This is a genomic window from Tenacibaculum litopenaei (genome assembly GCF_964514025.1).
Taxonomy (GTDB): Bacteria; Bacteroidota; Bacteroidia; order Flavobacteriales; family Flavobacteriaceae; genus Polaribacter; species Polaribacter litopenaei.
Genome location: NZ_CAZEQT010000006.1, coordinates 1212958 through 1224751, shown reverse-complemented (window position 1 = coordinate 1224751; position 11794 = coordinate 1212958). Strand labels below are relative to the sequence as shown.

The window sequence follows — 11794 nt, the reverse complement described above, 5'->3', positions numbered from 1 at the left end:
GAAACTTTAAAAAATAGTAAAAGCGCAAACTTATGTTGGCGCTTTTCTGTTTATGTAACTTTGATTGTTCTCCCAAAAAAAGATAGAAATTCCCCAGTGGCTTAAACATTGCCATTTGACTCAGGGTTTGGACTACATCAAAATAAAAATGTGAAAATATGATTGGACCTCTGGTATTCTGGTGTTTTTAAAGGGAAGGAACTTGATCGTTTTTTGTAGTCAATTTAGCACCTTTTAAAAGTTGTGATTTTTACTTTTTTGGATTGCGATTTTCTGAAATTTAAAAAATCTTAAGGATCCATAGTTTGTAGGTGGTGTAAACAAAAACAATTTTAGACTAGTTTCAGATGAGATAAGTGATGAGGTTGTTTTAAACGGTGTGAAACGGTCAATCTGTAGGTTTACTTTTCAAAACTAAGAAAGTAATTTCTTCGTTGAACTATGAGATTCCCTTTGTAAAGGCTCCTATATAAAAATGAGAATCCAATTAATTTTTTTAAGTTAGCTCAGAACGAAACGATGTTTCGCAATTTTTAGATCATGAACGATATAGAGAAGATCATCGATGTCTATTTGGACGCACTTGTATGTGATAAGCAAAACAAACTTCCACTTCCGATAGTGCCTGCAATGGCTGATGCTAAACAAGATATTGAGGAGGAGTGGAGAATTTGGTATCCCATTAAAAGTGCGGTTACGGATAAGGAGTTAAAAAGGTTTGAGTCTAGTATCGGCTGTACGCTACCGGAATCGTATAAACAATTCTTAAAGTACAAGCATTTTTACGAACTTCAAATTGGGGCTTGTTCGTTTTGCGAACATCCAGCAGGTGTTTGGGAGACTTCCTTAAGCGCTATGATCTTTGATGAATCGTCAAAAGAACAGGTGTTTGATAAAGGTAAAATACCTTTCGCTACTTGGGAGGACTGGGCGTTGTTGTGTTTTGATACAACTGCTAAAAATGACCGTGAAGAATATGCTATTGTGCTCTGGGATCCTGAAGCTTGTGATTGTTTTGAATTTGTGTATGACAGTTTTGAGGATATGATGATATCGCTGCACGAAGAACAAACGGAACAATAATGCAACGATTCATGTCTAGTGAATGCTATTGCTTCCTCTTAAATTCTCTGTAAAATAGCCTCATAGGAAACAAGTTAATATAGAGGGGGAGGCTTACTGCTTTAAAGGAAAACTATTTTTTAGGAGCCGGTATAGGTGAAGAGGCATCTGACGAATATTCGAAGTGCGCTATAGCGTTGTATCTCTACATCAAAGGAGTTAAATATGCCACCAGTGAGCGCTCATGACACAGCCAATAAAATAGCACTAAAAGCAAATACAAGGGGAGATTAAATAAAGTAGTCCCGGAGTTTGCCATTGATTAAAACAAAAACATTGTTGGAATTCCGGTAATATTTGTGAAAGTGGCGTACTAATTAGTATTACAGCTAAAAGCAGTCCCGTAAGTTTGACAAAAAGTGGGTGTTTTTTCGTAGAGATAACATCCGAAAAGGGTAGTAGATTTTCATTTTTCATAGTGTAAAGTTACTAAAATAATTAGAACCTTATTTTGTTAACTTAGCGGAGTGAGGCTCCATTATTTTTTATGGAGCTGAAACAGCGTGTATTCAATAAAATGTAAAAAATAACTAAAACACAAGTTGAAAATGGAAAAGCTATTTGTTTACGGAACCTTAGGACCCGGCCGTCCTAATGAGCATATTTTAAAAAATATAGGAGGCACATGGAAAGATGCTTTTGTTTTTGGAGAATTATTTGAAGAAGGTTGGGGGGCAGAAAAAGGATTTCCAGGAATACGCTTTGAAAACAAAGTTGCTAAAGTTCGGGGCTTTGTATTCTATTCAGAGAACTTAAAGGATCACTGGAAGGAGTTGGATGCGTTTGAGGGTGCGGCCTACCAACGGATAAAAACCAAGGTAACTCTCACCGATACAGAAGAAGTAATCGAAGTGGATGTGTATGCCTTAAAATAAAGAGGAAGTGCGTTGATATCTAAAGGTTCGGCTGTGTTTTTGTTGAGAATGGCGCAGACTAAAGAACTTCGCGTTCGTTTGAATGAGTAAAAACTGGTATAGCAAAAATTGTAAAGATGATAAAGGGACTCCTAAAGATGACCGTACTTTTTAACTGTTTAACAGTACCTATTTATATATTGTTTTTAATAGATATCGGAAAAAAACAAGTATATAGAAACGAGTATAAACTTACGGAGGCACGTATAAAAACCGTTGAATACGACACTGATGAAGGGCATACAACGATTGCAGTCGACTATTGCATTCTGAAAGACACTGCTACTATTGGGCGTGTTGATTTTTCGTTGGGATCAAAGGAGTATCTTCATTTTTCTGACCAAAAGGAAAAAGGAATCGTTTGGGAAATTTTCGGGACTAAAACACCGGCGGATGTGGGAGATGTTATTTGGGTGTGGCATAATGACCATGCTGTCGATTTTTATGCCTTGGGTAAAAAAGATACTTTTAATCGTATTGCAGCACAACTGAACCGCGACTTTATCATATTCTCACTGTTGCTCATTTTGGGAGTAATTTCGATATACAAGTTTCACAGTATCATGAGGTATTTGACCTAAAAACATGGAATTGATGTGTTTTGTATGGCGATTTTGAAGGGTGCGAATAAATAAAAAAAAACTCCAAATTCCCAATGTTGATAGGGTTTTGGAGTTTGTTGTAGCGAAGACGGGATTTGAACCCGTGACCTCAGGGTTATGAATCCTGCGCTCTAACCAACTGAGCTACCTCGCCTGATTGCGGGTGCAAATATAGCAACATTTTTTAGTTATGCAATAAAACCAGCCCGTCAATTGCGAAAGAATTGGTAAGTTTTACGTTTTGAGTAAGTTAGGGGTTTAACAGCTGCTGCTATGGATACGACTGCTTTTTGAACAGGCGATTTAATGTTGAAAACTAGTGTAGGATTTGGTAAAAACCGTCTTTTTTTTGTGTGGTACAAACCGGAAACAACTGGGAGTTCTAAACTGAATTTCTCCTAAAATGAAGGAGGAAGTATACTGTTAAATCATAGTTTTTCTAAAAAGAAAAAACTCCAAATTCCCAGTGTTTATAGGGTTTTGGAGTTTATTGTAGCGAAGACGGGATTTGAACCCGTGACCTCAGGGTTATGAATCCTGCGCTCTAACCAACTGAGCTACCTCGCCTGATTGCGGGTGCAAATATAGCAACATTTTTTGATTGAGCAATATTTAAAATAAGTTTTTTTTTAATTTTAATTTCTCTATATTGTCGCACAAACAAATAATGTAAATGAGTAAAGTTAAATTTGAACTAGAATTCCCAATTCATGCTTCTCCCAGCATGCTGTATCAATATCTAGCCACCCCTGCCGGATTAGAAGAGTGGTTCGCTGATCGAGTGAACTCGAGAGGAAAACAAATTACTTTTATTTGGGATGATGCTGAAGAGGAAGCAAAAATCATTGCTAATAAAGCCGATGAGCGCATTAAATTTAAATGGACCGAGAGTGAAGGAGATGAAAGCTATTTCGAGTTCAAAATTAATGTAGATCCGCTTACCAAAGATGTAGCGGTATTAGTTACGGATTTTGCCGATGGAGATGACGAGGTAGAAGAGGCAAAGATGTTGTGGGAAAATCAAATTGAGGAGCTAAAACATACAATTGGAGCCTAGCTTCCTTTTTGTTTCATAAATTAACTCGACAATTGTCGGGTTTTTTTATGCCGTAACTTTTCTGAAATTAGTAATTTTGCCACCTAAAACTAACACCATGGTAAATATTAATGGAACCTTAATTCCATCAAACGATTTCCAAATTACCTATCAGAACCGAGCGTTTAAATACGGTGATGGTATTTTTGAGAGTATTAAAGTCCTCAATGGTAAAGCGGTCTTTTTCGAGGATCATTATTTTAGATTGATGGCTTCTATGCGTATGTTACGTATGAAAATTCCAATGGCCTTTACCTTAGAATACTTACAAGAAGAGGTGCTAAAAACGGTGAAAGCTCAGGAAAACCTCGCTGATGTGATGCGCGTACGCCTTACGGTTTACAGAAAAGATGGCGGGCTGTATACACCAGCGACCAATGAAGTTGATTTTGTTATCGAAGCTGGAGCACTCAACAGTCAGGTGAAAGAGCAGTATCGAATTGATTTGTACAAAGATTTCTATAACTATTCCGGAATGCTCTCTACCGTAAAAACGACCAATAGAATGCTCAATACTTTGGCCGCAGTATTTGCTGAGGAAAACGAGTATGACAATTGTATTCTATTAAACGAACGTAAAGGCGTTGCTGAAGCAACCAATGGAAACGTGTTTTTAGTGAAAGGAACTACGATCAAAACGCCAGCCTTAACGGAGGGATGTATTAAGGGAATCATTAGGAAAAAGCTTATTGATATCTTAGAAAAACACCCAGAATATACCATCGAGGAAACAGTAATTTCTCCATTTGATATCCAAAAAGCAGACGAGGTATTTATTACCAATGCAATCACAGGTATCCAGCCCGTTACCCACTATCGCAAAAAGGTATTTGGGACGGCAATTGCAAATAAATTACAAAACAGCTTACGCATCGCCAGTATTACGGGCTAGTTAAGCTGCACATCACTGGGTGCGTTTGCCCATAATTGGTATTCGCCCCCTTTTTCTAGAAGTTGATCCTTCCAATACGATTCGTCTTTAATATTGAAAATATTAGGGTACTTGTTTTTTGATACAAACCACGAATTGGTGCGCAGTTCATCTTCTAACTGTTGAGAACCCCAGCCAGAATATCCTAAGAAAAAACGAATGTCGTTGGGCTGTATTTGGTGGGTGTTTAACAGCTCTTTTAAACAGTCAAAATTACCACCCCAATATATACCGTCATTCACTTCAATGCTGTTGGGTAATAATTCGGGAACCTGATGTATAAAATACAGGTTGTCTTGCTCTACGGGACCTCCGTGATACACCGTAAAGTCACAATCAATATCCGGGACTAAATCTCTTAAACTATAATGTAATGGTCGATTCATTATAAAACCTACTGAACTGTCGTCAGAATGTTCAGTTAATAAAATGATGGTTCTGTTAAAAGATTGATCAGTTAATATCGAAGGCTCCGCAATCAACAATCTACCCTTACTCGGTTTTACTATGTGCCTACTCATATAAGTGTATTTAAAACTCTAATATAAGTAAAAATTAATAAAACTTTAACACAAAACGTGAAATATGTTAAATTATAAACCTTGAAGCGCTTCGATTACTTCATTTCGCTTTCGCACAGAAACGGGAATGCTTTGTTTGTTGTGCAGTACAATATAGCCACCGTCCGATTTAACGTACTCTTTTACAAAGTGTAAGTTGATAAGGTGACTTTGGTGTACACGTAAAAATTCATACTCTTTTAAGATGTCCGCAAAGTATTTTAATGTTTTACCCACAAGGATCTTTTGACCGTCGTTCATGTAAAATTCAGTGTAGTTATTGTCCGATTTGCAGTGCACTATGTCGTCTAAATTCACGACTTGAATCTTATCAGAGGTGTGCAGCGAGATCTTTTTAGGGCGTTTGTGAGGTTGGTTAATGGATTCTTGAAGTACAGATAGCTGTTCTTTGTTTGGGTGTAACTGGCGTTTCGCTTTTTCGATGGCCTCACTCAATTCTTCGGGGTTATAGGGTTTTAGAATGTAGTCTATGGCGGCAAACTTAAAGGCTTTAATGGCGTATTCATCACTAGCCGTTACGAATATTACTTTTGATTTTAGGTTCGGATGAATTTCTAATACGTCAAATCCAGTGCCATCACCTAGCATGATATCTAAAAATAAGAGGTCTGGTTGCTGTGAACTCAGTAATTTAGAAGCTGAGATTACACTGTGAGCGGTACCGCTAATTTCAATTTCAGGGTGATAGGTGTTGAGGTCGTTCTTGAGGAGGTCAAGAGCGGCAGGAATGTCGTCAACTAAGAGGGCAGTAAGTGCTGTCATGGCGTTTAAAAATCTGTTTTTAGTGGTATTTTAATGGAAACTTTGGTACCGACAACGCGATCGTTCTCTTGTAATTCTTCAAAAGTGAGAGCGCTTCCGTAGGCTAAGTTGGCAATGCGTTCTTTCGTAACCTTAATGGCGAGTGATTTGTGTGATTGCGTCGTTTTATTTTTTTGCGACTGGTAAATTCCCATCCCATTATCGATAATATCACAATGTAAAAAATCGTGTCGATCGTAAAAGTTAAGAGTTATAGATCCGTCGTTTTTGTGTTGAATTCCGTGTTTGATACTGTTTTCAACAAAAGGTTGTATAAGCATCGGCGGAATGAGTATCTCTTCGGGATCACAAGATAGGTTAGGGCTGATCTTGAAATCAAAATTAAACGGACTCATCTGCTGTTCCAAGGCCAAGTAATTAGTCAAGGTTGTAATTTCTTCTTGAAGGCTTACTTCTTCCTGACGTGATGTATTGAGTATACTTCTTAATAAACTCGAGAATTTATTAATGGTAAAGGTCAATTCTTGGGTTTTACCAGCCAGTCCCATCGATTTTATACCGTTGAGTACATTGAAAATAAAATGAGGATTCATCTGTAGTTGTAATGCCTTTTGCTCAAGGGTCAACAGGTGGTTTTCTAGTTCCAATTGTTGAATTTTCGCTTCGTTTTTAGCACGTATTTTTTTTACGGTCAAATAGGCGCTCAGTACTATCAGTAAAAACACGCCAATACCACTGCTCCACAAAAACCAAGTTTTTTTGTAAAACGGCTTATCGATGTAAAATTGAAAGGCAATGGGAGAGCTTTCCTGTTCATTAGCGATTTTTGACTGTACGTGAAAGGTGTAAGATCCCGCCTGTAAATTGGCCAGATTTACTTGGTTGTGATTGGTCCACGGGCTGTATTCGTCATTGAGCTTGTATCGGTAATACACCTTTTTGGGGTTGTTGATATCAATTGATTTATAGGTAAAACTCAAGTGGTTTTTACTTGGAGGGAGTTGTAAGATACCGTTGTAGTTGTTAAAGTTTATACTGTCAATTGTTTGGTAGACTACCGCGATATCTTCAAAAGAAATGGCGGGTTTTTCTTTGTTGGCTTTAAGCAAACTCTCCAGCTTTATCAGTCCTCGATTTGAGGTTCCAATCCATATATTTTGTTGACGGTCTTCTGCGATGTCTGTAATTGAGTTGGTATTGAGTGAGTTGTATTTGTTTATTTTACGGTTAAAACTAAAATCACGGTTTAAGATTTCAATTCCATGGGTATGCGAAAAGAGCCAATATTGGTTTTTGATGTACTTGATACCGGCAACATTGTAAAGCGTGGTGGATAGGGTAGTTATTTCAGTTGGGCTTATTCGCTTAATACCCTTATTCTTGGTCGTGGCAATCAATTGCTGCTCGCCTTTTAGCAAGGCGGTGACATTGCCATCACATACTTTTTTTATTTGTTGTGGTACGGTGAGGTGGTCGAGCTTCCAAAGGCCCTTAGGAGTGGCCAACCAATACCAATTAAAGGCGTAAGCGAGCGCGTTTACCTGATGTTGGTCTATGGTCATATTGGTTCGAAGTGGACTGATAAAATCGTCTTTGACTAGGGCAATTCCCTTATCCGTACCGAGTACGATTTTCGCATCCAACTGAGCAATGCAATGTACTTTTTTACTTTCGAAATAGCGGAAAGCATCTTGATCTTTAATATAGAAGGCTTCATTGCTCCCAAGTAGTAATTGGTTTTCCAACGGAACTAGCGTAGTGAAGTAGTTGCTTTGCAAGCCGTCTTTTCTGGTAAAATGAGTAAAATCTCTACCGTCAAAACGCGTGATTCCCTTGTTAGATCCGAACCACAAATAGCCTAGACTGTCTTGGGTAATGCTCGTAACGCGATTGCTCAATAATCCATTTTTTACACTGTAATTTTTTTGACGTTGATACTGTGTGTCAAACGATATTTTATTGGTGAGCACAAAGCTGTTTTCTTGAGGCGCCTGTCCCTGTACAACCCCGAGGAACCACCAATATCCGATAGCAATAAGTAACTTTCCTAGTTTCATAAAACAAACTTACTAAATTATATGAAGCCCCTAGCAAATAACCGCTCACAATGAGCGGTTATTGGGGCGAATTGTTTTTACTTCATGGCGTACAATCGTTTGTTGTTGGTATCTGGTTTTACGTGCTCCAAATCGCCATAGGGTTTGGTGATGGGTTTGAGTACACAGAGTACTGTACTGAGCCCGGTAATGGTGAGTTGGCTATCTTTAACACGGTATCTCCAACGAAATTTATGAACGGGAATATTCAGTTTTTCCACTTCCTTTTTCAGTTCTGTATGATTGGTGATCCAACTGATGAGTTCGGCATTTGAGGTAAAGCTCGGAATTTCATCATCCGAATTTTTGTAGTCTATTTCCAAGGTAACCGGAACGTTGTACTGTTTGGTATAGGGCTCACCAACATAGCGCTCGCGCTCATTGGTAAGCGCCGAATACCATTCTATCTCCTTTTCATTTGGGTATTTCTTTGCAATTTCTTTCGATAAATCAACTTTTCCTGGCGATTCTGCCGTTGGGTAAAATACGTAGTACGGCTGTGCCATGTAATGATTGCTAAACGATCCTCCAAACACACTGAAATACGGAGAAGCAATTACTTGAGGTGTTTTATCCGTGATAAAAGCAGCTTTTAAGGTATTAATTAACTGGGTGTTTTGAGCCAATTCATTGATGTGGAAAATTAGTTTACTCTCATCAGTTAGTACGTTTTTTAAAGCTGGTAAACTACCGTTATCGATACATTCTTGTAAATTTTTAGCGCTGGCCTTTGTTCCGTTTACCGTGGTTTCAAGTTGGAGACCGAACTGAGGTTTGTTGTTGTTTACAATATGAATATCTCCATAAGGATGTGCGGTGGCGTTTGTGTTGAGCCAGTCAATAATTTCCTCTATGGCAAAGGTTCCTTCTACCAATTGATAGTTTTTACCTCCAAAGTACTTTTTGGCACCTTCGTAGTATCCCGCTTGGTCTTTGTCGTATCCGGTTAAGAAAACCACGGGTGTTCTCACTGATTTTTTGGACGGACTTTTGACCGTTTCCGCCATTTCTTGGTGAGTACTATGTTGAGTAGCCTGTTCACTTTTCGCTTGTTTACAACTCATAAAACTGCTGGTTCCTAGAATTAAACTCAATCCTAATGCTGTGGTGCTGATTACTTTTTTCATAATTTTATTGTTTTAAGGTTACTGTTAAATTTTCTGTAGGCAACGGTTGATTAGCATAGGTGTTTAAGAGTTTGCATAAGTTTCGATCGGTAGACCAAAACCCATTTTCTAATCGTTCCGTTTTAATGATCTGTCCAGTGTCATCTGTATGGATTTTAACTTCGCGGTATTTGGTTAAATAAGGGATTAATATGAATGTATATGGAATATTGTTTATCATGGTTTTGTGCTTTTGATACTTCAAAGGTAGGAGAGAAGCCCAGCGTTTTTTGGCGGTAATTAGAATTCGTATCGATGAAATTAGAATTCGTCGAAAATAGCAACAGCTCCCGTGAAGAGAGCTGTTGAAGAGGTGTTTGTTTAGGATTAGTAGCAGTCCGTTTTGAGACGTTTTTGTTGAAGGAGTTTTGCTGTATTGAGTGAGGTATCCTTCAATATTTCCGAGTCTAGTAATTCCCGAACAGCTTGTAGCATTGCCAGTGAGCCACAGATGTACATTTCTGCACCGTCGAGTAATTGGGTACGTAGTTCGTGTTTATTGCGACGCAGAGCATCCTGAACGTATTGTTTTTCGGAATTTTCTCTGGAATACACCAGGTGACATGCTCGCAGTTTTTGTTGTTGCTCTGCCTGTTCTAAAATAGGAGCAAATAGCTGAGATGCAGCTTTGGTAGTTCCTCCCCAGTACAAACTAAAGTTTTTTGAGGCAGTTCCTGATTGTACCATTCCTAAAAAGGGAGCGATACCTGTTCCGTTTGCTATAAAGAGTACGTTGTTGCTCTTTTTTGAAAGTTGAAAATTTGGATTTGCTTTGATGCGTCCCTGCACTAGTGCTCCTTGGCTGAGCCTTGAAAGTAGGGTAGAGCAGACTCCCAATTCGTGTTTTTTGATACTCAATACGAGCTTATCGTTGATTTTTCCAATCGAATAGAGGCGCTCAATGCCATCCGCTTCAGGGAATATTCCTAGTAAATCTCCCGATTGAAATGCTGTTTTTTTCAGTGGTTGTAAATGTAGCATAAAGGTTCCTGCCTCGGTCAATCCTGTTTTGTGTACTACGCGAAAGCTCGATAGTTTGGGGATGGTACGTTTGGGCGGAACCACCTTGATAGCAAGTCCTGTTACTCGGTTGAAATCTCGAACCCAATGGCTAAAGGCATCCACGGACTGTTGATTAATTTTATGCAACGGCAATAATTCCTTAAAATTTGCTCGGTTCGCGAGTGCTGCAGCAACATCATCGGCAAACTGGCAAAATTTAGGGTAGGCCTTAGAACCAAATCCAATAATAGCATATTGAAGCTGTTGTGGATTGGAGGTGTTTTGAAATCGTTCTAGAAAGTTACGGGCATTACTCGGTGCTTCACCATCTCCGTAGGTAGCGCTCAGGATAAGGAGGTATTTCGCCTTCGGATATTGAGTGTATTGATTGAGCGTAGTAGTAAATACCGATTTGTTTGCGGCTTGAAGGGCATGGTGTAATGCTGAAGCGAATTGTGTGGTTGCTCCTGACTCCGAACCGCTGAGTATAACGTACTCGGCAGCTGTTGCTAACTGCGAGTTTTTAGGTAGTTTACTTCGGACAGGTTTCGAAAAGGTTATCACGAATCCGGAGTAGATAAAAAATAACAAAGCCATACAAACACCAAACAATAAAAAAGACCAATAGAAAGTGCCTTTTCCGGTATGTAGCCAATAGGCAAGCTCGTAATACGTTTGGAGGTCTGTGACGTTGGTTTCCTGTAAAATTTGGCCAGTATATTGGTGAATACTGAGTGATTTGCTGCGTAGGTTGAGCTCAAAAGTATCTTCCTGATCTTCTGAAAATGGAAAATCCAAGCGTTTTAAGTCAGCTAACTTCGTAGTTGTAAAAATTGCGAAGGACGTTGTTTGCTGTGTAGGTAAGTTAGATTGTAAGGTGTAGGATTGTCGTTGCGCTTTTGTTTTTGGAAGCCATTTTAGGGTATCCAAACTCAAAAACACTCCAGAAGCACTTACGAGTATGAGCAGCGGGAAAGCCCAACGACCAATGGCCACGTGGTAGTACTGGTTAACCGATTCTTTTACGATGGTTTGAAAATACTTGGCATAGCCTCCTTGACGTTTTGCTACGAGTACAATTCCAGTAATTCCTATTAAAAATAAGAGGAGGGCACTGATTCCCATGAGCAAGCGTCCTGTAGACTTTAAAAAGAGCGAGCGGTGCAGTGTTTGTGCGAACTTAAATAGCTTTTCTCGTTTTTGAGGGCGGCCAATGATGTGGCCGTTTCCTGGGTGAACAAAGGCTTTGATAGCCTTTCCATCGCGGGTTACTAAGTGCGCTTGTACGCGATGATAATCGTCTATTTTGACCTGACTTACCGCTTGATGACGCTCATTAAGTGCGGTTAGGGTGGTTGCTAAGGAGTATTCGTGTAAATCAAACTGCGGAACCTCTAAGGTGTTTTTAACGGGTTCTACAGCCAGTATAGCGCCTGTTAAAGCAGCGAGTAGTATAAAAACGAAAGAAGATATAGCCAGTGTTAAATGGCTATATCTCCAAATAGAAATGGTCATATATAAA

11 protein-coding genes and 2 tRNA genes are annotated in these 11794 nt (G+C 39.0%); 5 read left to right on the top strand and 8 right to left on the bottom strand.

Translation table 11 applies throughout. The features are described 5' to 3' along the window. The first annotated feature begins 540 nt into the window (after window positions 1-540). From ACKTS5_RS14200 to ACKTS5_RS14190, 3 genes are all read left to right on the top strand, one after another. The gene (locus ACKTS5_RS14200; RefSeq protein WP_408044539.1) at window positions 541-1083 is read left to right on the top strand and encodes an SMI1/KNR4 family protein; all 543 of its coding nucleotides are present in this window, start codon (window positions 541-543) and stop codon (window positions 1081-1083) included. 587 nt (window positions 1084-1670) lie between these two features. Further along, window positions 1671-1997 (top strand): gamma-glutamylcyclotransferase, encoded by a 327-nt coding sequence (locus tag ACKTS5_RS14195; RefSeq protein WP_408044538.1) that lies wholly within the window; start codon window positions 1671-1673, stop codon window positions 1995-1997. Window positions 1998-2113: 116 nt separating this feature from the next. Beyond that, window positions 2114-2617, top strand: coding sequence for a hypothetical protein (locus ACKTS5_RS14190; RefSeq protein WP_408044537.1), 504 nt, complete (start codon window positions 2114-2116; stop codon window positions 2615-2617). A 101-nt stretch (window positions 2618-2718) separates the two neighbouring features. Here ACKTS5_RS14190 and ACKTS5_RS14185 read toward each other — a convergent pair. Continuing rightward, window positions 2719-2792: transfer RNA gene (locus ACKTS5_RS14185), tRNA-Met, on the bottom strand. Window positions 2793-3131: 339 nt separating this feature from the next. Next, window positions 3132-3205: transfer RNA gene (locus tag ACKTS5_RS14180), tRNA-Met, on the bottom strand. A 106-nt stretch (window positions 3206-3311) separates the two neighbouring features. Between ACKTS5_RS14180 and ACKTS5_RS14175 the strand changes: the two genes are divergently transcribed. After that, on the top strand, window positions 3312-3695 hold the full coding sequence (locus ACKTS5_RS14175; protein WP_408044536.1) for an START-like domain-containing protein: 384 nt from the start codon (window positions 3312-3314) through the stop codon (window positions 3693-3695). A gap of 97 nt (window positions 3696-3792) precedes the next feature. Then, the gene (locus ACKTS5_RS14170; protein ID WP_408044535.1) at window positions 3793-4626 is read left to right on the top strand and encodes an aminotransferase class IV; all 834 of its coding nucleotides are present in this window, start codon (window positions 3793-3795) and stop codon (window positions 4624-4626) included. Here ACKTS5_RS14170 and ACKTS5_RS14165 read toward each other — a convergent pair. From ACKTS5_RS14165 to ACKTS5_RS14140, 6 genes are all read right to left on the bottom strand, one after another. Beyond that, window positions 4623-5186: a YqgE/AlgH family protein gene (locus tag ACKTS5_RS14165; RefSeq protein WP_408044534.1), complete on the bottom strand. Its 564-nt coding sequence runs from the start codon at window positions 5184-5186 to the stop codon at window positions 4623-4625. The two genes, ACKTS5_RS14170 and ACKTS5_RS14165, sit on opposite strands and share 4 nt — an antisense overlap. Before the next feature lie 72 nt (window positions 5187-5258). Beyond that, window positions 5259-6008, bottom strand: a complete 750-nt coding sequence (locus ACKTS5_RS14160) for a LytR/AlgR family response regulator transcription factor (protein WP_408044533.1) — start codon at window positions 6006-6008, stop codon at window positions 5259-5261. Window positions 6009-6013: 5 nt separating this feature from the next. After that, a complete protein-coding gene (locus ACKTS5_RS14155; RefSeq protein WP_408044532.1) occupies window positions 6014-8065 on the bottom strand; it encodes a sensor histidine kinase in 2052 nt (683 codons plus the stop codon). 77 nt (window positions 8066-8142) lie between these two features. Then, complete coding sequence (locus tag ACKTS5_RS14150) at window positions 8143-9231, bottom strand: hypothetical protein (RefSeq protein WP_408044531.1); 1089 nt, start codon at window positions 9229-9231, stop codon at window positions 8143-8145. 4 nt (window positions 9232-9235) lie between these two features. Beyond that, on the bottom strand, window positions 9236-9451 hold the full coding sequence (locus tag ACKTS5_RS14145; protein WP_408044530.1) for a hypothetical protein: 216 nt from the start codon (window positions 9449-9451) through the stop codon (window positions 9236-9238). Window positions 9452-9597: 146 nt separating this feature from the next. Next, a complete protein-coding gene (locus tag ACKTS5_RS14140; protein ID WP_408044529.1) occupies window positions 9598-11787 on the bottom strand; it encodes a PepSY domain-containing protein in 2190 nt (729 codons plus the stop codon). Window positions 11788-11794: the final 7 nt, after the last annotated feature.